Here is a 23,884-nt window from a genome sequence, read left to right on the forward strand (position 1 = left end):
CGGACATGGATCCGGTGTGGGCGCTGCGGCAGATCGCCTTCCAGCTCGAGCGCGCCGGGGCGCCCACGTACCGGGTGCGGGCGTTCCGGCGGGCGGCGGCGGTGGTCGGCGACCTGCCGCCGGGAGAGCTGACCTCGCGCATCGACGCGGGGACGCTCAAGGCGCTGCCGGGCATCGGCGAGGCGACCGCGGCGGTGATCACCCAGGCGGCGGCGGGGGAGGAGCCGGAGTACCTGACGAAGCTGCTGTCGTCGGCACCGGCCGGCGTGGATTCGGCCCTGCGGGCGGCGTTGCGGGGTGACTGCCACACGCACTCGGACTGGTCGGACGGCGGCAGTCCGCCGAGGGAGATGGCCGAGGCGGCGCGGGCACTGGGGCACGAGTGGATCGCATTGACGGACCACTCGCCGCGGCTCACGGTGGCGCGGGGCCTGTCGCCGGAGCGGCTGGAGGCGCAGCTGGAGCTGGTGGAGAAGCTGAACGCCGAGCTGGCCCCGTTCCGCATCCTGACGGGCATCGAGGTGGACATCCTGGAGGACGGTTCACTCGATCAGCGGGACGACCTCCTGGAGCGGCTGGACGTGGTGGTGGCGAGCGTGCACTCCCACCTGCGCATGCCGGCGCGGGACATGACTCCCCGCATGGTCGCGGCGGTGGAGAACCCGCACACGGACGTGCTGGGCCACTGCACGGGCCGCCTGATCACGGGCCGAGGCCGCCCCCAGTCGGCCTTCGACGCCACGGCGGTGTTCACGGCCTGCCGCGACGCGGGTACCGCGGTGGAGATCAACTGCCGCCCGGAACGCCAGGATCCCCCCGACGAGCTGCTGTCACTGGCCGTCTCGCTGGGCTGCACGTTCGCCATCGACACCGACGCCCACGCCCCAGGCCAGCTCGACTGGCAGAACTCGGGCTGCGCCCGGGCGGAGGCACTGGGCGTCGGGCCGGAGCGGGTGCTGAACACCCGCACGGCGGAGGAAATGGTCCGATGATCCGTCGCACGAGAGGAAGATCCATGTACCGCATGACGGTGGTGTACGAGCACCCGGCCGAGCCGAAGCGGTTTTTGCAGCATTATCGCGACGTGCACGCTCCCCTGGTGGCCAAGCTGCCCAACCTGCTCGCCTTCGAGTGGGGCGTCTACGAGTTCCCCGACGGCTCCATGCCCGACCACTTCCTGATCGCCGTCCTGGACTGGGAGACCAAGGAGGACGCGCTCGCCGCGCTGGCCACACCCGCCGGGCGGGAGGCGAACGCTGACGTGGCCAACTTCGCGTCCCCGGGCACGGTCCACATCGGTTTCACCGAGGTCGAGAAGGTCGTCTGAGGAAGGCTGCCTGTCGGGCGCATGATTGTGCAACCCCGTGCGAATGCGCATACGAACCTGATTGGTGCAACCGGTTCCACGGCCACTCCGATTACGAGGAGGATCGTCGGCATCTGTCCGAATGGGAACACCGGATGTGGCTGACCTCCGAAGATCCCACGCGCCACGACTTCAGGTCGCACGGCGGAGGCATCGAACACTCGCCTTGCGAAATGGTGGTGTACCTCATGCAGGGCGATCGGGAAGTCGCACCACGGATTGTGTTCGAGGAGACTTTCCGGAGGTTCGACATCAAACTGACACTGGCGGAAACGAAGCAGCTCTTCGCGGTGCTGGGCCATGCCCTGCGGCTGGCCGACGGCTCCGCCGAGGAAGACCCGATTCTCCTTCCCGGGGACCGCAAAGCGGCCTGACCCCGAACCACGAAACCCTGAAAACCACGAAACCCTGAAAAACCACGAGAGCCCCGCGGCGCGCACCGCGGGGCTCTCGTTCCGGTAAGACTCAACCCTGGCGGGTGTTCCAGTGGGGGTCACGCTTGTTGATCACGAACGTGCGCCCGCGCCGCCGGATCACTATCGAGCCGGGCTTCTGCTTGAGCGACCGGACCGAGTTCCTGGCCTTCATGTTCGCTCCTTTCTCTCGCACCCCGCACAACATCCCCGGCGCCCCGCGCATTCCCTACCAGCGGTCGTGGTGCAGCACCTCCGCCAGCGGCTGCCGGGGAGCGGGCTTGAACGTCGAACCCGTGTAGTACGCCGTCGGGATCAGCGCCGCCTGGCGGATGTCGTCCGGCAGGCCCAGCACCTCCGCCGCCTCCTTCTCGAACGCCAGATGCAGTGTCGTGTACGCCGTCCCCAGCCCGAAGAGCCGCGCGGCCAGCATGTAGTTCCACACCGCCGGCAGGATCGAACCCCACAGCCCCGCCTGGTTCCCCGCCGCCAGCTCACCACCGGGCACGGTGATCGCCGGGACGACCAGCACCGGCACGTCCTGCATGTGCTCCGCCAGGTGGTCCGAACTGCTGCGCACCCGGTGCTGCACCGCGACGCGCTCGGCGTCCCCGGGATACCGCTCCTCCGGGCTCTGCCCGTGCTCCCGGTACGCCCGGTACGAACGCCGGTACAGCTCCGCCAGCGACGCCTTCTGCCCGGCGTCCGTCACCACGATCCAGTGCCAGCCCTGGCTGTTCGACCCGGTCGGCGCCTGCAACGCGATCGTCAACGCCCGCTCGACCAGCTCGGCGGGCACCGGGCGGGTCAGGTCGAGGCGCTTGCGGACGGTACGAGTGGTGGTCAGCAGCTCTTCAGGTGTCATACCCCCGATACTCCCAGCCCGCCCAGCTCCGCCCGCGAGGTGACACCGAGCTTGGGATACGCCTTGTACAGGTGGTAGGCGACCGTCCGCGGGCTCAGGTACAGCCGCGCCGCGATGTCCCGGTTCGACAGGCCCTGCGCCGCGAACCGGGTGATCTGCAGCTCCTGCGGGGTCAGCGCCGCGAACACGTCCGGCCGCGCCGCCTGCGCCACCGCCTCCCCGGCGGCGCCCAGCTCCGTGCGTGCCCGCTCCGCCCACGGCCCCGAACCGAGCTCCTCGAACGTGCGCAGCGCCGACCTCAACTGCGAGCGCGCCTCCGTCTTGCGGCGGCCCCGGCGCAGCCACTCGCCGTACAGCAGCTCCGTCCGCGCCCGGTCGAACGGGCGGCCCGCCGGTTCCAGCGCCCGCCGGTAGTGCTGCTCCGCCTCGTTCTCCGGCGCCAGCAGCGCCCGGCAGCGGGCGACCAGCGCGTCGAGCCACGGCACCCGCAGCGCCGCGGCCCAGCTCGCGAACTCCGCGACCGACACCTCGTCCGCGCGCCCCAGCCGGACGGCGGCCTCGACGAGGTCCGGGGTCGAACGCAGCACCGCGCCCTGGTGCCTGCGGGGGCCGCCGGCGAGGTCCCGCAGGCGGTCGAACGCGTCCCGCAGCCGCCCGTGGCCCAGGTCCAGCAGCGCGAGCGCGGTCTGCGCCCAGGCCGAGCCGACCTGCCCGGCGCCCGCCGCCTCGGCGTGCTCGCGGGACCGGGACTCGTCGCCCTCGACCGCCGCGAGGTAGGCGAGCGCGCCGTGCACGTAGCTGGTCCACAGCGGCTGACCGGTGTCACGCGCGATGCGCAGCCCTTCGTCGCCGCTGATCAGCGCGTCGCGATGCCGCCCCAGCAGGACCTGCGTCAACGTGAGGTGCCCGAGCCCGGGCGCCAGCGCGAACGGCATGCCGGTGTCCCGCGCCGTGCCGGCCAGCTCCGCCGAGACCTCGCACGACACGTCGTCGCGGCCCACGACGAACGACCGGCTCGCCACCTCCATCAGCCCCCGCGGACCGGCTTCGCGCGCGGCCACCCGCGCCCGGTCCAGCACGTCGTCCAGATCGGGATAGCCCGCCGTGTCCCAGCCGAGGCCGGGCGCGGCACCCCAGCGGGCCAGCCACGCCACCGACCGCAGCGGGTGGTCCGGCGCGAGGGCGAGCGCGTCGAACCCGTCGAGCGCGGCGGCCAGCAGCGGCGCCCCGTCCGGCGCGGCCCAGCCCGCGTGCAACGCCCGCAGCACCATCCAGAACGCCCGCTCCGGTTCCGGTGTCAACGGCGCGTGCTCCAGCAGCAGCTTGTGCGCGGACGACAGGGAACCCTGCGCGAAGTCGGCGGCGGCCCGCACCTCCGCGAGCCTGGCGCGCGTCGGCCCGTCCCCGACGTCGGGAAGGACCCGCTCGGCACGCGACCGCGCCCAGTCGAACCGTCCATTGTGGATCGCCGCTTCGCACGCGGACGTGAGCCGTAGTGCCGCGGCGACACTGGTTTCGCTCAGCTGCGCGGCACGTTCGTACGCGCTCGCGGCCGCCGCGTACGCGTGCCGCTCCTCCGCGCGCCGCGCCGTCCGGGCGAGCTTGTCCGCGACCTGCTCGTCCGCGCCGGGTGCGGCGACCGCCCGGTGCCACGCTTCGCGGTCCTCGTCGCCCCGCGCGGCGTAGGCGGCGGCCAGCGCCTCGTGCGCGGCGATCCGCTGGACGAGGGGAGCGCCGTGGTAGACCGCCGCACGGATCAGCGGATGCCGGAACGCCAGCTCGTTCGTGACCAGCCGCTGCTCCTCGGCCGGGCCCAGCTCGGCGACGCCCACCCCGAGCCGCTCGCCCGCGCGCAGGATCGCCGCCGGTTCGCCGCTGTCGTCGGCGGCCGCGAGCAGCAGCAGGGTCCGGGTCGCGCCGGGCAGGGACCGGATCCGGTGGTGGAAGGCGTCGAGCACCCGGGCGGTGAGCGGCAGCGGGCCGGGACCGTGACCCGCGACGACGGACGGCAGTTCCCGCAGCGCCAACGGGTTTCCCCGGGTCTCGGTGAGCAGCCGCGCGCGCAGCTCCGCGGGCAGGCGCTCGTCCAGCAGGGCGGCGGCGCTCTCGTCGTCGAGCCCGGACAGGTGCAGCTCCGGCAGACCCGAGCCGGTGAGGGCCTCCGCGTAGTCCCGCACCGCGAGCAGGACCGCCACCCCTTCGCGGTCCAGCCGCCGGGCGGCGAACAGCAGCGCCTCGGCGGAGGCGCGGTCGAGCCAGTGCGCGTCGTCGACCACGCACAGCACCGGCGACTCCTCGGCGACCTCGGCCAGCAGCGACAGCACTCCCGCGCCGACCATGAACCGGTCGCCAACCGCATCGCCGAGCCCGAACGCGCCCGACAGCGCCCGCCGCTGCGGCGCGGGCAGCGCGCCGAGCCGGTGCAGCTCGCCGCGCAGCAGCTGGTGCAGTCCCGCGAACGGCAGTTCTGCCTCGGACTCGATGCCGGCGCTGCGCAGCACCCGCATCCCGGCCGCGTCCGCCACGGCCTCCCGCAGCAGCGCGGTCTTGCCGATGCCCGGCTCACCCCGCAGCACCAGCGCGCCACTCACCCCGGCGCGCGCGGACCCCAGCAGCGCCTCGATCTCGGCCTGCTCGGTTCCGCGCCCCCTCAGCATGGCGTGACCTTACATAAGCAAGTACTGATGCCGGTACGGATTCCGGTACCCGGGTGCGCCCGTACCGTCTGCGGCATGACCTTGAACAGCAAGAACGCCATCATCTACGGGGCAGGCGGCGGCATCGGGTCCGCCGTCGCCACCACCTTCGCCGCCCAGGGCGCCCGCGTCTTCCTGGTCGGGCGGACCCAGGAGAGACTGGAGGCCGTGGCCGACGGGATCACCGCCGCGGGCGGCCGGGCCGAGGTCGCGGTCTTCGACGCGCTGGACGAGAACGCCGTCGACGAGCACGCCCGCTCGGTGGCCGAGCAGGCCGGCGGCATCGACGTGTCGTTCAACCTCATCTCCGGCGGCGACCTGCAGGGCATCCCGCTCGCGGACATGACCACCGCCGACTTCACCCGCCCCGTGCTGACCCGGCTCACCGCGAACTTCGTCACCGCCCGCGCCGCCGCGCGGCACATGGTCAAGCAGGGTTCGGGCGTGATCCTCGCGCTGGACAGCGGATCCGCGCACGGCAGCCCGATGATGGGCGGCACGGGACCGGCCGACGCGGCCACCGACACGCTGGTGCGCAACCTCGCCGCCGAGCTGGGGCCGCAGGGCGTGCGCGTGGTCGGTATCTGGACCGCGGGCCTGCCGGAAACCCTGTCGCCGGAGAAGATCGCCGCGCACAGCGGCGCCCCGAAGATGGACGACGCCGCGTTCCAAGGTCTCGTCCAGCAGCTCGACGGGATGCGGATGACGCGCAGGTCGCCGCGGCTGGAGCAGGTCGCGGCCACCGCGGCCTTCCTGGCGTCCGACGCCGCCGGGGCGATCACCGGCACGTTCGTCAACGTGACCAGCGGGATGTTCCCGAGCTGAGCACCGGCGCCCCCGAGGCGGCCGCCGCGCGTCCGCGGTGGCCGCCTCGCGTCGGGCAGTGGGGTTCCCACCAACCGGCCCCTTGTCTGGTTGGTCCAGACCATGCATACTTCGTTGTCACCCCGAACAAACCCTGCGCCTGGTGGTGACGCCGATGTCCCTCCGCCGATCGTGTCCCCTCCTCCTCGCGGTGCTGGCCGTGCTGGCCGGGTTCCTCACCGCGCTCCCCGCGCAGGCCGCCGGGGAGACCGTCAACGTCTGGCTGACCACGACGAACGACTCCCACGGCACGAACGTGACCCGTGGGCTGCAGCAGCAGAGCCCGGTCTCCTTCAGCGCCGGCACGGGCAGCGGCGGTCAGACGATCACCGTGAACGAGAACACCACTTTCCAGACCTTCGAGGGTGGCGGAGCGTCGTTCACCGACACCGCGGCCTGGCTGATGAGCTCCAGTGGCGCGCTTTCCCCGGCCACCCGCGACGACACGATGCGCAAGCTGTTCGACCCCGGCACCGGGATCGGCCTGAGCTTCCTGCGCAACCCCATGGGTTCCTCGGACCTCGCCCGCTTCGGCTACTCCTACGACGACGTGGCCGCCGGGCAGACCGACCCGGGCCTGGCGAACTTCTCGATCAGCCACGACCTCGCCGACGTCGTCCCCCTGACCAAGCAGGCCAAGCAGCTCAACCCGTCGCTCAAGCTCATGGGCACGCCGTGGACCGCCCCGGCCTGGATGAAGGACAACGACAGCCTCATCCAGGGCTGGCTGCAGGCGCAGTACTACCCGGCCTACGCTCAGTACTTCGTCAAGTACCTGCAGGCGTACGCGGCGCAGGGGCTGCACGTCGACTACGTGACCGCGCAGAACGAGCCGACCTGCTGCGCGGGCTACCCGTCGATGAGCTGGAACGGCGAGGGCCTGCGGTACTTCACCGAGACGAACCTGCTGCCCGCGCTGCACGCGGCGAACCTGACCACGAAGGTGCTCGCGCTCGACTGGAACTGGGACACCTACGCCGGCTACGGCGCGCCGACCGTCGACGACGCCACGATCCGCAACGACCCGCTGTTCGGCGGGATCGCGTGGCACGGCTACGGCGGGGACGTCACGCAGCAGACCACGGTGCACAACCAGTACCCGCAGGTGAACGCCTACGACACCGAGCACTCCGGCGGCACGTGGGTGAGCGACCAGCAGGCCGAGGACATGGCCGACATCGTCGACTACACCCGCAACTGGGGCCGCAGCGTGGTCAAGTGGAGCCTCGCGGTGGACCAGAACATGGGCCCGCACTACGGCGGCTGCGGCACCTGCACCGGGCTCGTGACCGTCCACAACGGAGACTCGCGCAGCGGGCAGGTGGACTACACCGTCGAGTACTACGACATGGGGCACCTGACGAAGTTCGTCAAGCCCGGTGCCGTGCGCATCGACTCCAACGACAACTCCGCGGTGCGCAACGTCGCGTGGCGCAACCCGGACGGCTCGAAGGCGCTCGTCGCGTACAACACCACCACCGGCACGCAGAACGTCCGCGTGAACTGGGGCGCGCAGTCGTTCACCTCGACCTGCCCGCGCACACCTCGGCCACCTTCACCTGGTCGGGCAGGCAGACCTCGCCCGGGCCGACCGGGCCGATCACCGGCCTCGACGGCAAGTGCGTCGACGTGGCCGGGGGCAACAGCGCCAACGGCACCGCCGTCCAGCTCTACGACTGCAACAACAGCGTCGCGCAGCAGTGGACCCGCGCCGCCGACGGCACGCTGCGCGCGCTGGGCAAATGCCTCGACGTGACCGGCCAGTCGACCGCGGATGGCGCGAAGCTGCAGCTGTGGGACTGCGGCGGCACCGCGAACCAGCAGTGGGCGGTGAGCACCGCGCGCGACGTGGTGAACCCGGCCGCGAACAAGTGCGTCGACGCGACCGGGCCGAGCTCGGCCAACGGCACCCGGCTGCAGCTCTGGACCTGCACCGGCGGCAGCAACCAGAAGTGGACCGTCCCCGCCTGAAAGGAGTTCCCGATGCGCAAGAGGATCCTCGCCGCGGCCGGCGCGCTCGCCTTGGCCGCGCTCGCGCCCTTCGCCACCCCGGCGACGGCACGGACCGAGGCACCCGTGCAGGCCGCCGCCGCGCCCATGGCCGTCGCGCCCTACCTGTACGAGGGCTGGGGCAGCCCGCCGAACCCGGCCGAGGTGATGAACGCGACCGGCGTCCGGTGGTTCACCCTCGCGTTCGTGCTGTCCAACGGCACCTGCAACCCGCAGTGGGACGGGCAGCGGGCGCTGACCGGCGGCGTGGACGGCTCGGCGATCAGCACGATCCGGGGCGGCGGTGGTGACGTCGTGCCGTCGTTCGGCGGCTACAGCGGCAACAAGCTCGAACAGTCGTGCACGAGCGCGAGCGCGTTGGCCGGGGCCTACCAGAAGGTCATCAACGCGTTCTCCTTCAAGGCGATCGACATCGACATCGAGGCCGACGCCTACTCGAACGCGACCGTGCAGCAGCGCACCGTCGACGCGCTGAAGACCATCCGCGCGAACAACCCGTCGATCAAGATCTACGTCACGATCGGCACCGGCCAGTCCGGGCCCGACACGAGCCTGATCAACCGGGCCGCCTCCAGCGGTTTCGCGGCCGACGCGTGGACCATCATGCCGTTCGACTTCGGCGGCGCCGGGCAGAACATGGGCACCCTGACCACGAAGGCGGCCGAGGGGCTCAAGAACGCGCTGAAGAGCGCCTACGGCTACAGCGACGACACGGCCTACCGGCACAGCGGGATCTCGTCGATGAACGGCGTCACCGACCAGAGCGAGACGGTCACGGTGGCGGACTTCACCACCATCCTGAACTACGCCAACAGCCACCACCTCGCGCGGCTGACGTTCTGGTCGGTCAACCGCGACCGCCCCTGCGGCTCGGGCGGCGCCGACTCGTGCTCGGGCGTCTCCCAGTCGAACTGGGACTACACCAAGGTCTTCGCCAAGTACGCGGGCTGAAAACTGTTGGTGAGGATCTGCGTGGCGGTGCGGGTAGCGGAACCTCAGGCGGCTTCTCACTCCGGGATCTCTCACTCATGAATGCCAATTCACCACGTTCGAGCTGTCCTCGCGAGAAGCCGCCTGAGAACCCGCGGCGGTGCGAGCTGACGGCCCACAGCAAGCGGCTCCGCCGCTTCTCGTGACTGACCCATAACCCCTTCCCGGCACGGAAAGTAACGGCCCCGGAAGTCCACTGTGGACTTTCCGGGGCCGCTTCGCGGGGCTAGCATGGCGGGGCATCGGTTCGACGACGAAACGAGGTGCACCGATGGCGGGCAACAAGGCAGTCGCGTACGTCGGCAAGGGCACCGTCGAGGTCCAGGACATCGACTACCCGGACTTCGTCCTGCACGACGGTCCCGGGGTGAACAAGGACAACGTGGGGCGCGAGGTGCACCACGGCGTGATACTGAAGAACGTCGCGACGAACATCTGCGGCAGCGACCAGCACATGGTCCGCGGCCGCACCACCGCTCCGGAGGGGCTGGTGCTGGGGCACGAGATCACCGGTGAGGTGGTGGAGACGGGCCGGGACGTGGAGTACGTGCACGTCGGCGACCTCGTCTCGGTGCCCTTCAACATCGCGTGCGGCCGGTGCCGCAACTGCAAGGAGGGCAAGACCGGCATCTGCCTGAACGTCAACCCCGACCGGCCCGGCTCGGCCTACGGGTACGTGGACATGGGCGGCTGGGTCGGCGGGCAGGCCGAGTACGTCATGGTGCCCTACGCCGACTGGAACGTGCTGAAGTTCCCCGACCGCGACCGGGCGATGGAGAAGATCCTCGACCTGGCCATGCTGTCGGACATCTTCCCGACCGGGTTCCACGGCTGCGTCAGCGCCGGGGTCGGCGTCGGCTCGACGGTGTACGTCGCGGGCGCCGGGCCCGTGGGCCTCGCCGCCGCCGCGTCGGCGCAGCTGCTCGGCGCCGCGGTGGTCATCGTCGGCGACCTCAACGCCGAACGGCTCGCGCAGGCCCGGTCCTTCGGGTGCGAAACGGTCGACGTGTCCGCGGGCGACCCGAAGGAGCAGATCGCGGACATCCTCGGGGTGCCGGAGGTCGACTGCGGCGTGGACGCGGTCGGGTTCGAGGCGCGCGGGCACGGCCGCGACGCGGAGACCGAGAAGCCGGCCACGGTGCTCAACTCGCTCATGGACCTGACGCGTGCGGGCGGCGCGCTGGGCATCCCCGGCCTCTACGTGACGGGCGACCCGGGCGCGGCCGACGAGGCGGCCCGCGAGGGCTCGCTGTCGATCCGGATCGGGCTCGGCTGGGCCAAGTCGCACTCGTTCGCCACCGGCCAGTGCCCCGTCATGCGCTACCACCGGCAGCTGATGATGGCGATCCTGCACGACCGCGTGCAGATCGCCCAGGCGGTCAACGCGACGCCCATCCCGCTGGCCGAGGCGCCACGCGGCTACGAGGAGTTCGACCGCGGCGCGGCCCGCAAGTACGTGCTCGACCCGCACGGCCTGCTTACCCGCGGCTGACCGCACCGGGCCCGGAATCCCGCCCGCCCGCTAAAGTGGCGGGCGGAATTCCGGCCCGCCGCCGAACCGATCCGCCGGCGGCCACGTGATGGGGTGCGGAGGTCGATTTGGTGGACTACGGCGGCGGCTACCGGCAGGGCCCGGCCCGGATCCCGGTCCGGCGGCAGGACCAGGAGCGCGGCCGGCGGCACGAGACCGTCTGGCGGCGGGTGCGGCGTACCCTGTACGTGCTGCTGGGCCTGGGCATGTTCGTGCCGGTCGCGGCGTTCGTCGTCGGCTACTTCATGGTGGACGTGCCGGACCCGAACGCGCTGGCGGCGAGCCTGAACCAGCCGGTCACGCTGTACTACGCCGACGGCTCCACGCTCTACACCAAGTCCAGCGCCGACGCGCACGCGGTCGTCACGTGGGACCAGATCCCGCAGGCGATGAAGAACGCGCAGATCGCGGCCGAGGACGAGACTTTCATGACGAACTCCGGCTTCGACATCAAGGCGATCCTGCGCACGGTGTACAACCGGCTCACCGGCGGCACCGGCGGTGGTTCGACCATCGGGCAGGAGTACGTCAAGAAGGCCACCGGCAACGACGAGGCCACGCTCTCGCGGAAGTTCGTGGAGATGGTCGAGTCGTACAAGATGACCCGCACCTACTCCAAACAGGACATTCTCACCGCGTACCTCAACACCGTCTACTTCGGACGCGGTGCGTACGGGATCTCCGCCGCGGCCAAGGCGTACTACAACGAGGACGTCTCGAAGCTGACCGTCGAGCAGTCCGCGCTGCTCGCGGGGCTGGTGCAGCTGCCGGGGCAGGCCGACAATCCCGCGTACCAGCAGCGCCGCTACAGCTACGTGATGGGGCGGCTGCTGGACAACCACTGGATCACGCAGGCGGAGTTCGCGTCGGCGCAGTTCCCCACGCCGGTCGCGACGGCGGCGAAGAACGGCGGCTCGAACCTCGGCGACCGGCAGTACATCGTGTCCGAGGCGTACGCGGAACTGGCGCAGGCGGGCTACTCGGAGCAGTCGCTGACGGCGTCCGGCGCGAAGATCTACCTGACGATCCAGCCCGACGCGCAGCAGAAGGCGGAACAGTCGGTCAGCAAGATCATGGCCGCCGACACCGAGTACCCCGACGAGGGCAGCGCGCTGGTGTCGGCGAACCCGCAGACCGGCGAGATCCTCGCCTACTACGGCGGCGACGGCTCGACCTCCTACGACCTGGCGACCACGCCGCAGCAGCCGGGTTCGTCGTTCAAGCCGTACGTGCTCGCGGCCGGCGTGCGCGAGCAGCCGGACAAGATCGGGCTCGACACCGTCTACGACGGCAGCGACAACCAGACGATCGCCGGGCAGGTGGTGCACAACTCCGACGGTGAGGGCGCGCCGCAGATCACTGTCAAGGACGCGATGACGAAGTCGGTGAACACGGTGTTCTACCGGATGGGCGCGGACGTCGGCGTCTCGGCGGTGCGCAAGGCCGCCTGGGACGCCGGGATCCCGAAGCAGATCACCACGTCCCTGGGCGCGCAGTTCGACTCGCTGCAGAACGACGACCCGCAGACGGGCAAGGGTACCGGCACCACGGAACTCGGCATCTCCATCGGGCAGTACCCGGTGCGCCCGATCGACCAGGCGCAGGGGTACGCGACCTTCGCCGCGAACGGGATGTACGTGCCGCTGCACATGGTCGCGCGCGTGACGGACGACAGCGGCAACCCGATCTACGGGTTCACGACGGCGCCGAAGCAGGCGTTTTCGCAGGACGCGGCGACGAACTCCGCGATCGCCTCCATCGTCACCGCGTCCATGACCGACATCGCCTCCTCCTCCGGTGACGGACTGTCCGGCTCGCGCCCGAACGCGTCGAAGACGGGCACGGCGCAGTTCAAGGACACCGGGCACAACTCCGAGGCCTGGATGGTCGGGTACACGCCGCAGGTGGTGACGGCGGTGTGGTTCGGCAACAAGAAGCAGCCCGCGCCGATCTACGGCAACTACCACAACGGCAAGGGCAAGGAGCACGGCTACGACGTGTACGGCCGCGAGGAGCCGGGCTACATCTGGCAGGCGTACATGGACGCGTACCTCAACGGCAAGCCGGTGATGTCGTTCCCGCAGGCCCCGGACCTGACCACGCCCACGACGACGGCCGAGCCGCCGAGCAGCACCGAGCCGGAGAGCTCGACGCAGGAGACCTCGAGCGAGCCGCCGAGCCCGACGTTCACGTTCCCGACCAAACCCGGGCACAACACGCCCACGTTCCCGACGTGCTTCCCGGGAGCCTGCGACGCGGACCCGACGCGCACCTCGATCTCCCACCACAAACCGATCAGGGAGTGAAGCGGGGGCGGTGGTGGCCCGGCGTCGGCTTGGGGCGGAAGTGAAGCGCGGGCGGTGATGGCCCGGCGTCGGCTGGGGCGGAGCGGCTCGCGGCAGCGCTGACCGATGCCGCACGGGCCACGCCGTGCCGCCGTGTCACGCCGTCTCCGGCTAGCCCTCCGCGGAGCGCTGGTGCAGCGTCAGCCGCCCGTCGGCGGTGCCCGACGGCGACCACTTGCCGCTGTCCGCGGTCCACTGCTGGCCGTTGAAGGTCACCGTGTCGACGCCGAACCGCGTGGCGTTCGCGACGAGCCACGTGGCCAGCGCCCAGCCGCTCCCGGAATCGTGGCTGCCGGTGAACGACGCCCTGCCCAGTTCGGTGTCCGCGACGGTCACGAGGTCCGCCTTCGGGGCGTCCGGCACGAGGTTCCGGCAGGTGAACGCGCCCGGGGTCAGGCCCGTCAGCGCGCTCGCCAGCGCCCGCGCCTCGTCCTCCCACTGGGCGTACGCGTCCGGCGCCCCCGAGTGCTGGACCTCCTGCGCCGCCTCCGTCACCGGCAGCTGCGCCCACCCCGGCAGCGCTTTCAGCCGCTGGTAGAACGCCGTCGCCGCGTGGACCGGGTCCGTGACCTCCTCATAGGTGCCCCAGCCCTGGCTCGGCCGCTGCTGGAACAGCCCCGCCGAGTCCCGGTCCCCGCCCGTGAGGTTCTGCAGCTTCGACTCCTGCAACGCCGTCGCCAGCGCCACCGTCACCGCGTGCGCGGGCATTCCCACCCGGATCCCGACACCCGCGATCGTCGCCGCGTTCTGGGCCTGTTCGGGCGAGAGGCTGTAGCTCCCGGCCGCGCACGACGGCGGGGGCGGCTTGCGCAGCGCGAGCACCAGCCACGTCACGCCGCCCAGCACCACGGCGAGCACGAGCACCAGACATCCCCACCGAGCGACCCGCACGCCTCGTTATAGCAGTTCAGCGCACCGCATCCGGCGGCAGCACCGCGTGCACGCCCCACGTCTCGTTCGCCACCTGGGTGACCCGGAGGTCCACCACCGCGCTCGCGAGCGCCAGCGCGGCACCGCGGCCGAGGCCGTGCAGGTGCTGCACCCACGTGACCATCGCGGCGAGCGCGTCACCCATCGCGTCGTCCAGGTGCTCCGCGAAGCCGAACGTGATCCGCCCGGCCGGGGTCTCCGCGTGCACCCCCGGCACGGGCCCGGGCGGCAGCACGTCGAGCACGACCTCGGTGGTCATCGGGCATTCGATGGCCGTGCCGGCCACCTCGCCGTCGCCCTGCGCGGCGTGCCCGTCGCCGAGTAGCAGGTGCGCGCCGGGCACCGTGACCGGCAGGTACAGCGCCGACCCGGCGACCAGCTCGCGGCAGTCGAGGTTCCCGCCGCCCTCGGTCCGCGGCGGGATCGTCGAGTGCTCGCCCGGCGCGGCCGGGGGCAGGCCGACGACGCCGAGGAACGGCGCGAGCGACACCGTGTGCCCCAGGTTGTTCGTGCCCGTTTTCCCGTCGAGCTCCCACAGCAGCCACGTCGGTGGCTCACCGGCGACGCCGAGCCGCCGCGAGAGCCAGTCGTCCTTCGTCTTGGCCACCGTCCAGCCCCAGTCGCCGGGCCGGATCGCGGCGAACCGCACGGCGAGCACCGTGCCGGGATCGGCGCCGCGGACGTCGATCGGCCCGGTGAGGCAGTGCCCGCGCCGCTGCCCGAACATCCTCGGCCGCACGTCGCCGGGCACGCGGTGGCGTTCGAGGGTGCCGTGTGCGTCGAGGGAGGAGACCACCACCGTGTCGCCGGGGTCCACCGTCAGCGCGGTGGGGGTGTGGCGGCTGAACACGTCAGCCGTCGTGCCCGGGCCCGCGTCGAGCCGGTGGGTGGTCACGACTCCGGGTCCCAGTCGAGCAGACGGACCCGGCGCACGGAGTCCAGGTGCGTGCGCATCGCCTCGACGGCCGCCTCGGGGTTCCCGGCGCGGATCGCGTCGGCGATCTCCGCGTGCTGGGCGAGGGACTGCTGCGGCCGGTCGGGCTGCTGCAGCGACTCGTGCCGCGTCTCGGCGATCTGCCCGGCGATCCTGGTCATGAAGTCCGCGAGCAGCTCGCTGTGCGCCGCCGCGGTGACGGCCGCGTGGAACCGCCGGTCGCCGTCCTCGCCGGGGGCCCCGCGCTCGATCTCGGCGTGCATCGCGGCCAGCGCCGCGTCGATCTCCTCCAGGTCGGCCTCGGTGCGCCGCCGCGCGGCCAGCTCGGCGAGTTTCGTCTCCACCGCTTCGCGCGCGTCGAGCACGTCCGGCAGGCGCCGCCGCCGTTCGACGAGCCGCTCGACCGGCTCCGGGTGCAGGCTGTCGGTGCGCAGGTACGTGCCGCCGCCGTGGCGGATCTCGACCAGCCCCTGCACCTCCAGCACCACGATGGCCTGCTTGAGCGAGGCGCGGCTGATCTGCAGGCGCTCGGCGAGGTCGCGCTCCGAGGGCAGCCGGTCGCCCTTCCGGAGCCCGGCCGCGTCGGCGTACGCCCGCAGCTGTGCCACGACCTGCTCGTACAGCCGCGGGCGGCTCACCGGGCGCAGCGGATCGGACATCCCGCCAGCCTAGTGAAGGAGTGGCTGAGCCAGCCCGCGATACTGGCCGCCGTGAGCGAGGCGACGGGGGAGCGGCACGCGTCCTGGCTGGAGCTGTTCTTCGACCTGGTGGCGGTGGCGGGGGTCGCGCAGCTGTCGCACCTGGTCCACACCACCACGTCCTGGGCCGACGCCGGGCTGTACGTGGTGTGCTTCCTGGCTTTCTGGACCGCGTGGATGTGCTTCACCGTCTACGGCAACGTGCGGCGGGACGACGCGCGGGTGGCGCCTGTGCTCGGCGCGATGCTCGGGCTGGCGTTCATGGCCGCCGCCGTCGACGAGGTCGGCGGGGAACGGGCCAGGCCCTTCGCCATCGCCTACATCCTGGTGCGCGTGCTGGCCGACCGCGTGTGGCAGCAGCGCGGGTCGCTGCGGGTGGTCGTCGACTGGCCGGTGGTCCAGGTCGGCACCGGAGTCGTGCCGTGGATCGTGTCGCTGTGGGCCGAGGGCCCCTGGCGGTACGGGCTGTGGGCGCTGGGCTTGGCGTTCGACCTGTGGCTCACGTTCACGGTTGCGGGCGAGCGGATGGTCGAAGGCTTCCAGCGCAGGCAGCAGGGCCGGCGACGCGACGTGCCGGTACCGGAGTTCGTGCACCTGGATCCCGCGCACATCGGCGAGCGCCTCGGACTGTTCATGATCATCGTGCTCGGCGAGGGCGTGCTGGTGGTGACCGAGGCGCTGGCCGGCGCCGGGCACTGGACGGCGCCGCTCTACGGCACCGCGACCGGCGCGCTGGCCCTGCTGGCCGCGCTGTGGGCGGTGGCGCTGCGCCTCGGGTTCGGCGGTATCCCGTTCCTCGGCGCGCACGCCCTGCCGCCGCGGCTCATGCTGCCCCTGCACTGCCTCACCGCCGGCATCGTGGCCGCGCTGGCCAGTGGCCTCGGCGACCTGGTGGCGCACGACGAGCTGACGCCCGGCACGCGCTGGCTCGTGTGCGGCGCGGTGGCCGCGCTCGGCGTCATCGGCGCGGGCGCGGGACTGGCCGCGGGCCGCCGGTGGTGGTGGGCGCTCGCCGTGGTGCTGCCCGTGCTGGTCCTGCCGGGACTGGCGGGCGGCCTGGAAACCGGCCCGCGGGCGACGGTCTGGTTGCTCGCCGCGGCACTGGCGCTTCAGGGGATCATCACGCGGGTTCGCGCTACGCGCCAGTAGGGTCTGTCTCGTGAGCGAGGAGCCGAGGCGGACACTGCGGGACACCGACTGGCACGGGCTCGCGCTCCGCGCGGCGCGCACGGTCCGGCGGCTGGCCCCGGGGTCCGAGTGGGTCTCGCTGCCGGGGTCGGACCGCCCGTCGGACCGCGTCGCGCGGCTGCTGGAGGAAGCGGCGGGGGACCGGCCGAGCGCGGTACGCGAGCTGGGGCTCGCCGCGGTGCAGGTGTGGCAGGCGTTCTCCCGGCCCGGCCTCGCCGGCGGGGACGTGACGATCCTGTTCACCGACCTCGTCGGGTTCTCCACCTGGGCGCTGGAAGCGGGGGACGACTCCGTGCTGCGGCTGCTGCGGGAGGTCGGGGCGGCCACCGAAGCGGTGGTCACCCGCCGCGGCGGCAAGGTGGTCAAGTCCCTCGGCGACGGCGTGATGGCGGTGTTCGCCGACACCGGGGCCGCGATCGAGGCCGCGGCCGAGGCGTGCACGGCGGTCAGCGCGATCACCCTCGACGGCTACCGGCCGCAGCTGCGCACCGGGCTGCACACCGGGCGCCCGCGCCGCGTCGGGCGGGACTACCTGGGCGTGGACGTGAACGTCGCGGCCAGGGTGGCGGCGGCCGCGGCGGGCGGTGAGGTGCTGGTGTCCGGTCCGGCACTGGCCACTGTGGACACTGCGCGCTACGTCGTGCGGCGGCGGCGCCGGTTCCGCGCGAAGGGCACGCCGAAGGACCTCGAAGTGTTCTCGGTGGTGCCGCGGCACGCGTGAACCACGCGGCCGGTTTAATGTGCGGCCGTGGACGGGAGCGGAAACGACGCGGGCCCGGCCTTCGGGGAGCTGCTGCGGCGCCACCGGCATTCGGCCGGGCTGACGCAGTCCGAGCTCGCCGAGGCCGCGGGCATCAGCGTGCGCGCCCTGAGCAACCTAGAGCGGGGTCGCGCGCGGACGGCGCAGCGGCGCTCGACCGAGGTCCTCGCGGACGCGCTGGGGCTGGCCGGCGGCGAGCGCGCCGCGTTCCTCGCCGCCGCCAGGGGAGGCCGCAGGCGCCCGCCGGAGCCGGTTCCGGCCGGCGCGGTGCTGGGGGCACCGCCGCCCGCCGTCGCGGACCTCGTGGGCCGCGCACGGGAGCTGGACCTGCTGAGCGAGGCCGCCGACGACGCCGCGCGCACGCCGGGCGGTGTCGTGGTGTCGGTGGTCGGGCAGCCCGGCGTGGGCAAGACCGCGCTGGTCCAGTCCGCCGCGCACCGCCTCGGAAAGCGCTTTCCGCACGGGTTCCTGTCGCTCGACCTGCGTGGGATGGACGACCAGCCGGTGACGCCGCGGGCGGCGCTGGAGTCGCTGCTGCGCGCGCTCGGCGTGCCCGCCGCGCAGATCCCCGCGTCCGACGGCGAGCAGTCCGCGCTCTACCGGTCGCTGCTGGCGGGCCGCCGCCTGCTCGTGGTGCTCGACAACGCCGCCGACGAGGCGCAGGTCCGGCCGCTGCTGCCGGTCACCACCGGGTGCCTGACGCTGGTGACGTGCCGCCGCGCGCTGGCGGGGCTGGAGTCGGCCCGGTGGCTGCGGCTGAGCCCGCTGGTGCCCGGCGACGCGACCGCGCTGGTCGAGTCGATCATCGGCGCCGAGCGGGTGGCCGCCGAGCCCGAGCCCGCCGCCGAGCTGGTCGAGCTGTGCGGGCACCTGCCGCTGGCGGTGCGCATCGCGGGCAACCGCCTCGCGAGCCGCCCCGACTGGTCGCTGGCGTACCTCGTCGAGCAGCTGCGCGACGAGCAGACGCGCCTGGCCGCGCTGGCGGCCGGCGACCTGGGGGTGCGGCCCGCGTTCGAGATCTCCCACCGGCGGCTCTCCCCGGCCGCGCGGCTGGTCTTCCGGCGCGCCGCCGTGGTGTCCGGCCCGGACTTCGGCGCCGAGCTGGCTGCGGTGGCGACCGGGCTCGCCGCGGTCGAGGTGCGGGCGCACCTCGACGAGCTGGTCGACGCCAACCTCCTGGTGCCCGCCGTCACGCCCGGCCGTTACACCTACCACGACCTGATCCGGCTCTACGCCACCGAGCGGTTCGAGGCGGAGGAGGACGCGCGGCAGGCGGGCGAGGTACGGGCCCGCGTGCAGGACCACCTGATCACCACGGCCGTCGAGGCGGGCGGGCTGTTCCTGCCCGTCGCCCGCGCCGAACGGGCGGGCCGCTTCGCCTCCCGTGACGAGGCGGGCGCGTGGCTCGACGCGGAAGCGGGCAACTGGCTGGCCGCGCAACGCAACGCGGCCCGCGCCGGCGACCAGCGCGCGGTGCTCGACCTGGCGCAGGCGCTGCACTGGTTCTCCGACGAGCGCATCCAGCAGCTGCCGTGGGACGAGGTGGCCGAGCTGGGCCTGGCCGCCGCCCGTGCCCTCGGCGACCGCCCCCGGGAGGCGGCGATGCTCAACTCGCTGGGCTGGGTGCGCTACTACTGCCTGGGCGACAACGAAACCGGCCGCGAGGTGCTCGAACAGGCGCTGGCGCTGTCGGGCGAGCTCGGCGACCGCCCGCAGCAGACGTGGGCGCTGGCGTACCTGGGCTCGGTGCTGATGCGGCTGGGCCGGTCCGCGGAGGGGCTGGACCACATCCGCCGTGCCGTGGCGATGTCCGACGAGCTGGGTTTCTGGCTGGGGCAGGCCACGATCCGCAACGCGCTCGGCCAGATCCTGTGCGCGGTCGGCCGCGCGGGCGAAGGGCTCGCGGTGCACCGCGCGGTGCTCGCGGACGCGGAGCTGACCCGGGAGCAGGCCGATCCGGACAGCTACCGGATGGTCCGCTCGTTCACCCTCCAGCTGATCGGCCGGGCGCTCGAAGCGCTGGAGGAGTGGCCGCAGGCGGGCGAGGCGTTCGCGAACGCGCGGGCGTTGTTCGCCGCCGCGGCCCTGCCGTTGCAGGAGGCCGACGCGGCGCTGCACGAGGCGATCGCGTGGCGCCGCGCGGGGCGCGACGCCGACGCGCTCGCCCCGCTGCGGTTCGCGCTGTCGGTCTTCACCGGGGTGCTGAACCGGTGGGAACGCGCGCAGGCGCTGGCGGAGCTGGCCGAGCTGCTGGCGCACCGGGGCGGGACCACCGAGACCACCGAAGCCGCCGAGCACCGCCGCGAAGCCCTGGCGCTGTGCGAAGCGCTCGGCACCGCCCGGGCGCGGGAGCTGGCCGCGCGCCTCACCTAGCCTGGCGCAGCGCGGCGAGCACGGCGGCGACGGAGCGGTCGACGTCGGCCTCGGTGGTGCGCCAGTTCGACACCGAGATCCGCGCGTACTGCCTGCCGTGCCAGGTGGTGCCGCCCATCCAGCACTCACCCGAGCGTTGCACGGCGGCGAGCACGCGGCGGGTCCGCTCGTCGTCGCCGAACGAGGCGAGAACCTGGTTGAGCACCACGTCGTTGCCGATCTCGACGCCCTCGGCGGCGAGCCGGCCGGCGAACCGGCGCGCCAGCGCGCAACAGCGGTCGACCAGCTCCGCGACACCCGACCGGCCGAGTTCGCGCAACGCGGCCCACGTGGCGAAGCCGCGGGCCCGGCGCGAGGACTCCAGCGTGTACGCGCTCGGCGCCCGGAACTCGTCCTGCCCCGTCAGGTACGCCGCGGTGTAGGCCATCGCGGCCGCGTGGGCGGCGGGGTGCGCGCAGAACGCGTAACCCGCGTCGTAGGGGACGTTCAGCCACTTGTGCCCGTCGGTGGACCAGGAGTCGGCCCGCGCCATCCCGGCCGTGAGGTGCCGGGTGCGCGGGCTCCCCGCGGCCCACAGGCCGACGGCGCCGTCCACGTGCACCCAGGCGCCGTGCGCGTGCGCGGCGTCGATCGCTTCGGGGAAGCGGTCGAACGCGCCGGTGTTCACGTCCCCCGCCTGCAGGCACACGATCGCCGGACCGTCCACAGCGGACAGTTCGGCCGCGAGGGCCCGGACGTCGGTGCGGCCCTGGTCGTCCGTCGGCACCGGCACGATCGCCGCGGTGCCGAAACCCAGCAGCCGCAGCGCCCGGTCGATCGTCACGTGCCGGTCGGCGCTCGCGAGCACCCGCACCCGGGGGGCGCCGCCCAGCCCGTCGCGTTCCACGTCCCAGCCCGCCTGCGCGAGCACGTGGTGCCGGGCGGCGGCGAGGCAGACGGTGTTGGCGCCCTGCCCGCCCGTGGTGAACCCGGCCGAGGCGTCCGCGGGCAGGCCGAGCAGGTCCTTGAGCCAGGTGCCCGCGACCTCTTCGACCGCCGCGGCGGCGGGGGAGGACGTCGCGTTGGTGGCGTTCTGGTCCCACCCGGTGGCGAGGACGTCGGCCGCGGTGGCCGCGTCGAGGGCGCCGCCGATGACGAACCCGAAGTAGCGCGGCCCGGTGGTCGCCACGAGCGCGGGCTCGACCACCCGGACCAGCTCGTCGACCACCTCCTCCGCGGGCGACGGGCCGTCCGGCAACGATCCGAGCGCGGCGCGGACGGCTTCGGGACCGGTTTCGGGGAACACCCGCCCGTCCCGTTCCCGGTGGTCGGCGGCACGGGCGGCGGCGGCGAGGAGCAGTTCGCGAAGCGGCATGATCCAAATGTAGTGAGCGGAACTCCGGTGGTATGCCCTGTTGTGCCACTGGAGAGCGAAAAGCCCGTTTTGTGCCGGGATAGTGTCACAGCCGTGGATGTTTCAGTTCTGGAACTGGTCCGCGCGCGGGCGGCGGAGGGGAGCGTGCCGGGGGCGCGCACCGACCCGTACCGGCTGGGACTGGCGATCGAAGGGGGCGGCAGCCGCGGCACCTACTCCAGCGGCATGGCGGTGGAGCTGGAACGCCGGGGGCTGACCGGGGTCTTCGACGACGTGTACGGCTCGTCGATGGGCGCGATCACCGCCGCGTGGCTGCTGTCGGGCAAGGCGGAGCACGGCGCGTCGTTCTGGTGGCACCCCGACGTCCTGCCGAACGTGATCCGGCCGCGGGCGCTGCTGCGCCGCAAACCGGTGGTCGACCTGGAGTTCCTGATGGACCAGGTGTACCAGCAGTGGGCGGGGCTGGACTTCGCGAGCGTGCTGGAGAGCCCCGTCCGGCTGCACCCGATCGGCACCGACGCGGACACCGGGCAGGCGGTCGACCTCGCGCCGCACCTGAACAGCGGTGACGAGCTGAAGCTCGCCCTGCGCGGCTCCGCCGGGCTGCCGCTGCTGGCGGGCCCGCTGGTCCGGCTCGCCGGGCACCGGCTGCTCGACGGCGGCCTCACCGAGGCGATCCCGTTCCGCACCGCGCTCCGGGACGGCTGCACGCACGTGCTGGTCCTGCGCACCCGGCGCGCCGACGAGCGCGCCACCCCGCCCCCGCGCGTGGAGAACCTCGCGGTCACCGCGTTCCTGCGCCGCACGGCCCCGGCCGCGCTCCCGGCGTGGCGGGGCCGGCCCGAGCGCCGTCGCGCCGACGACGAGCAGCTGGCCGCCGCCGGCCCGCTCACGCAGGTGCTGGTGCCGCCCGGTGCGCCGGACGTCTCCCGCCTGGCCGTCGACCCGGCGCTGTTGCGGCGGTCGTTCGACCTCGGTGCCGCGGCCATGGCGACCGCGCTGGAGGCGGGCGCGTAGTTCGCGCGTTGTTCAACCCGTGGTGGTCCTTCACGGCTACGTTGTGCGTCGTGAAAACTCCCGCCCGCCGCGCCGGTGCCGTGCTGTCCGCCCTGACCCTGGCCGCGCTGGCCGTGGCTCCCGCGCAGGCCGCCCCGGCCCCGCTGCGCGTCGCGACGTACAACATCCACGCCGGAGCGGGGGAGGACGGGGTCTACGACCTCGACCGGACCGCCGCCGCGCTGCGGGACCTGCACGCCGACGTGATCGGCCTGGAGGAGGTCGACGTGCACTGGGGCGAGCGCAGCGGGTTCGCCGACGAGGCCCGCGAGCTCGCCGCACGGCTGCACCTGCGGGTGTTCTTCGCGCCGATCTACGACCTCGACCCGGCCGCCGCCGGCGAACCGCGGCGGCAGTACGGCGTCGCGATCCTGAGCCGGCTTCCCGTGCTGGACCGGGAAAACCACGAGATCACCCGGCTCTCGACCCAGGACCCGGACCCCGTTCCGGCGCCCGCGCCCGGCTTCGCCGAGGTGGTCGTGAACGTGCGCGGCACGCACGTCCACTTCTACTGCACGCACCTGGACTACCGGCAGGACCCGGCCGTGCGGGCACGGCAGGTCGACGACATGCTCGCCGTCCTCGGCGAGGACCGGGGCCCGAAGGTGCTCGTGGGCGACTTCAACGCCGACGCGGCCGCGCCCGAGCTCGCTCCACTGTGGACACAGCTGCGCGACGCGGCACCCGGCGGCGCGCCGACCTACCCGGCGGACGTGCCGGTGAGCCGGATCGACCTGGTGACCGTCTCCCCGGACGTGCGGGTGTCCTCGGCGCACACCGTGGACACCGGCGACATCCCGGCGTCGGATCACCGTCCCGTGGTCGCGGACGTGCGCCTGCGCTGAAACCTCAGGCGTGCAGCCCGAGCCGTTCCAGCTCCCAGTGCGCGAGGCGGGCCAGCACGTCCGGATCGCGCTCGCGCCAGCCGGTGGTCACGTCCCCGGCCGAGGCCAGCCGGGACAGGCCCTGGTGCGTCAGCGCCCGCAGCGCGAGCAGGTCCTGGCCCGCCTCGCCGAGGTCGCGCAGCCGCACGCCCGCGGTGGCGCGGCGCACGAACCGCCACCGCAACGGCAGCCACGTGACCAGCAGGAACAGCACCGGTACGGCGATCAGCACCGCGGCGAGCCAGAACGCGAGCTGCCCGACGGCCTCGATCTGCCACTGCCCGGCGTCGGCGAGCTTCGTGCCGGCCGCCGACCCGGTGTGCAGCGCGCCCGCCAGCGCCTTGCCCAGCAGCGGGACGTCGTCGGCGTTGTCCGCCGCCGAGTCGAAGGTGCGGGTCAGGCTGGACCCGGCGTCCACCAGGCCGTCGCCGGGTGCCTGGAGCTTGAGGACCTGCTCGTGCGCGGTCAGCCCGAGCCACACCGCGAACGCGGTGAGGAGCAGGGCCAGCAGGTCGGCCACCGCCTGGGCGGTGCGGCGTGTCGGCCGTTCGGCGTAGAGCTTCATCCGGGGACCCTTTCGGCGGAACGGGGGAGCGGCCGGGGAAACCTACCGCCGGGCGGGACCGG

The 23,884-nt window shown here is 73.1% G+C and carries 21 protein-coding genes and 1 pseudogene; 14 read left to right on the forward strand and 8 right to left on the reverse strand.

Going from position 1 to position 23,884, the window contains the following annotated elements; translation table 11 throughout:
* Positions 1 to 5 precede the first annotated feature (5 nt).
* The 3 genes from FHX82_RS25735 to FHX82_RS25745 all read left to right on the forward strand — a co-directional run bounded on the left by FHX82_RS25735 (position 6) and on the right by FHX82_RS25745 (position 1,740).
* The gene (locus FHX82_RS25735) at positions 6 to 992 is read left to right on the forward strand and encodes a PHP domain-containing protein (protein WP_145937339.1); all 987 of its coding nucleotides are present in this window, start codon (positions 6 to 8) and stop codon (positions 990 to 992) included.
* 23 nt (positions 993 to 1,015) lie between these two features.
* Positions 1,016 to 1,327: an EthD family reductase gene (locus tag FHX82_RS25740; RefSeq protein ID WP_145937338.1), complete on the forward strand. Its 312-nt coding sequence runs from the start codon at positions 1,016 to 1,018 to the stop codon at positions 1,325 to 1,327.
* A 212-nt stretch (positions 1,328 to 1,539) separates the two neighbouring features.
* Positions 1,540 to 1,740 (forward strand): hypothetical protein, encoded by a 201-nt coding sequence (locus FHX82_RS25745; RefSeq protein WP_145937337.1) that lies wholly within the window; start codon positions 1,540 to 1,542, stop codon positions 1,738 to 1,740.
* Positions 1,741 to 1,831: 91 nt separating this feature from the next.
* Here FHX82_RS25745 and FHX82_RS25750 read toward each other — a convergent pair whose 3' ends face one another.
* The 3 genes from FHX82_RS25750 to FHX82_RS37820 are packed head-to-tail and all read right to left on the reverse strand — an operon-like array spanning position 1,832 to position 5,301.
* The gene (locus FHX82_RS25750) at positions 1,832 to 1,954 is read right to left on the reverse strand and encodes a ribosomal protein bL36 (protein ID WP_145937336.1); all 123 of its coding nucleotides are present in this window, start codon (positions 1,952 to 1,954) and stop codon (positions 1,832 to 1,834) included.
* 54 nt (positions 1,955 to 2,008) lie between these two features.
* The gene (locus FHX82_RS25755; protein WP_145937335.1) at positions 2,009 to 2,644 is read right to left on the reverse strand and encodes a nitroreductase family protein; all 636 of its coding nucleotides are present in this window, start codon (positions 2,642 to 2,644) and stop codon (positions 2,009 to 2,011) included.
* Positions 2,641 to 5,301: an ATP-binding protein gene (locus FHX82_RS37820; protein ID WP_145937334.1), complete on the reverse strand. Its 2,661-nt coding sequence runs from the start codon at positions 5,299 to 5,301 to the stop codon at positions 2,641 to 2,643. The genes FHX82_RS25755 and FHX82_RS37820 overlap by 4 nt, the downstream gene beginning before the upstream one ends.
* A 75-nt stretch (positions 5,302 to 5,376) precedes the next feature.
* On the opposite strand from FHX82_RS37820, the gene FHX82_RS25765 reads away from it, so the two are divergent.
* The 6 genes and pseudogenes from FHX82_RS25765 (at position 5,377) to FHX82_RS25785 (ending at position 13,041) form a co-directional block, all read left to right on the forward strand.
* A complete protein-coding gene (locus tag FHX82_RS25765) occupies positions 5,377 to 6,165 on the forward strand; it encodes an SDR family NAD(P)-dependent oxidoreductase (RefSeq protein ID WP_145937333.1) in 789 nt (262 codons plus the stop codon).
* 442 nt (positions 6,166 to 6,607) lie between these two features.
* Positions 6,608 to 7,678 (forward strand): annotated as a pseudogene (locus FHX82_RS37245) (glycoside hydrolase family 30 protein); the annotation flags it as partial.
* A 155-nt stretch (positions 7,679 to 7,833) separates the two neighbouring features.
* On the forward strand, positions 7,834 to 8,175 hold the full coding sequence (locus FHX82_RS37250) for a ricin-type beta-trefoil lectin domain protein (protein ID WP_229880239.1): 342 nt from the start codon (positions 7,834 to 7,836) through the stop codon (positions 8,173 to 8,175).
* A gap of 12 nt (positions 8,176 to 8,187) precedes the next feature.
* The gene (locus FHX82_RS25775; RefSeq protein ID WP_145937332.1) at positions 8,188 to 9,165 is read left to right on the forward strand and encodes a chitinase; all 978 of its coding nucleotides are present in this window, start codon (positions 8,188 to 8,190) and stop codon (positions 9,163 to 9,165) included.
* A gap of 310 nt (positions 9,166 to 9,475) precedes the next feature.
* On the forward strand, positions 9,476 to 10,696 hold the full coding sequence (fdhA, locus tag FHX82_RS25780) for a formaldehyde dehydrogenase, glutathione-independent (RefSeq protein WP_145937331.1): 1,221 nt from the start codon (positions 9,476 to 9,478) through the stop codon (positions 10,694 to 10,696).
* A gap of 110 nt (positions 10,697 to 10,806) precedes the next feature.
* Positions 10,807 to 13,041: a transglycosylase domain-containing protein gene (locus FHX82_RS25785; protein ID WP_145937330.1), complete on the forward strand. Its 2,235-nt coding sequence runs from the start codon at positions 10,807 to 10,809 to the stop codon at positions 13,039 to 13,041.
* 150 nt (positions 13,042 to 13,191) lie between these two features.
* On the opposite strand, the gene FHX82_RS25790 is transcribed toward FHX82_RS25785, so the two are convergent.
* The 3 genes from FHX82_RS25790 to FHX82_RS25800 are packed head-to-tail and all read right to left on the reverse strand — an operon-like array spanning position 13,192 to position 15,603.
* On the reverse strand, positions 13,192 to 13,971 hold the full coding sequence (locus tag FHX82_RS25790) for a VldE C-terminal domain-containing protein (protein WP_145937329.1): 780 nt from the start codon (positions 13,969 to 13,971) through the stop codon (positions 13,192 to 13,194).
* A gap of 16 nt (positions 13,972 to 13,987) precedes the next feature.
* Positions 13,988 to 14,905, reverse strand: coding sequence for an acetamidase/formamidase family protein (locus tag FHX82_RS25795; protein ID WP_145937328.1), 918 nt, complete (start codon positions 14,903 to 14,905; stop codon positions 13,988 to 13,990).
* Positions 14,902 to 15,603 (reverse strand): FadR/GntR family transcriptional regulator, encoded by a 702-nt coding sequence (locus FHX82_RS25800; protein WP_145937327.1) that lies wholly within the window; start codon positions 15,601 to 15,603, stop codon positions 14,902 to 14,904. The genes FHX82_RS25795 and FHX82_RS25800 overlap by 4 nt, the downstream gene beginning before the upstream one ends.
* Positions 15,604 to 15,654: 51 nt before the next feature.
* On the opposite strand from FHX82_RS25800, the gene FHX82_RS25805 reads away from it, so the two are divergent.
* Genes FHX82_RS25805 through FHX82_RS25815 form a run of 3 tightly spaced genes read left to right on the forward strand, consistent with a single transcriptional unit; the run spans position 15,655 to position 19,963 of the window.
* Positions 15,655 to 16,791, forward strand: coding sequence for a low temperature requirement protein A (locus tag FHX82_RS25805; RefSeq protein WP_145937326.1), 1,137 nt, complete (start codon positions 15,655 to 15,657; stop codon positions 16,789 to 16,791).
* Between the two features lie 10 nt (positions 16,792 to 16,801).
* Positions 16,802 to 17,551 (forward strand): adenylate/guanylate cyclase domain-containing protein, encoded by a 750-nt coding sequence (locus tag FHX82_RS25810; RefSeq protein WP_145937325.1) that lies wholly within the window; start codon positions 16,802 to 16,804, stop codon positions 17,549 to 17,551.
* A 27-nt stretch (positions 17,552 to 17,578) separates the two neighbouring features.
* Complete coding sequence (locus tag FHX82_RS25815; protein WP_145937324.1) at positions 17,579 to 19,963, forward strand: ATP-binding protein; 2,385 nt, start codon at positions 17,579 to 17,581, stop codon at positions 19,961 to 19,963.
* Here FHX82_RS25815 and FHX82_RS25820 read toward each other — a convergent pair.
* Entirely contained in the window at positions 19,956 to 21,317 is a 1,362-nt protein-coding gene (locus FHX82_RS25820) for a pyridoxal phosphate-dependent decarboxylase family protein (RefSeq protein WP_145937323.1), read from the reverse strand. The two genes, FHX82_RS25815 and FHX82_RS25820, sit on opposite strands and share 8 nt — an antisense overlap.
* Positions 21,318 to 21,410: 93 nt before the next feature.
* Between FHX82_RS25820 and FHX82_RS25825 the strand changes: the two genes are divergently transcribed.
* Positions 21,411 to 22,334: a patatin-like phospholipase family protein gene (locus FHX82_RS25825; RefSeq protein WP_145937322.1), complete on the forward strand. Its 924-nt coding sequence runs from the start codon at positions 21,411 to 21,413 to the stop codon at positions 22,332 to 22,334.
* A 50-nt stretch (positions 22,335 to 22,384) separates the two neighbouring features.
* Positions 22,385 to 23,218: an endonuclease/exonuclease/phosphatase family protein gene (locus tag FHX82_RS25830; RefSeq protein ID WP_222425983.1), complete on the forward strand. Its 834-nt coding sequence runs from the start codon at positions 22,385 to 22,387 to the stop codon at positions 23,216 to 23,218.
* A 4-nt stretch (positions 23,219 to 23,222) separates the two neighbouring features.
* Here the strand turns inward: FHX82_RS25830 and FHX82_RS25835 are convergent, their stop codons facing one another.
* On the reverse strand, positions 23,223 to 23,822 hold the full coding sequence (locus tag FHX82_RS25835; protein ID WP_145937320.1) for a hypothetical protein: 600 nt from the start codon (positions 23,820 to 23,822) through the stop codon (positions 23,223 to 23,225).
* Positions 23,823 to 23,884: the final 62 nt, after the last annotated feature.

Origin of the sequence: Amycolatopsis bartoniae, assembly GCF_014191255.1 — a bacterium.
GTDB classification, from domain to species: Bacteria; Actinomycetota; Actinomycetes; order Mycobacteriales; family Pseudonocardiaceae; genus Amycolatopsis_E; species Amycolatopsis_E bartoniae.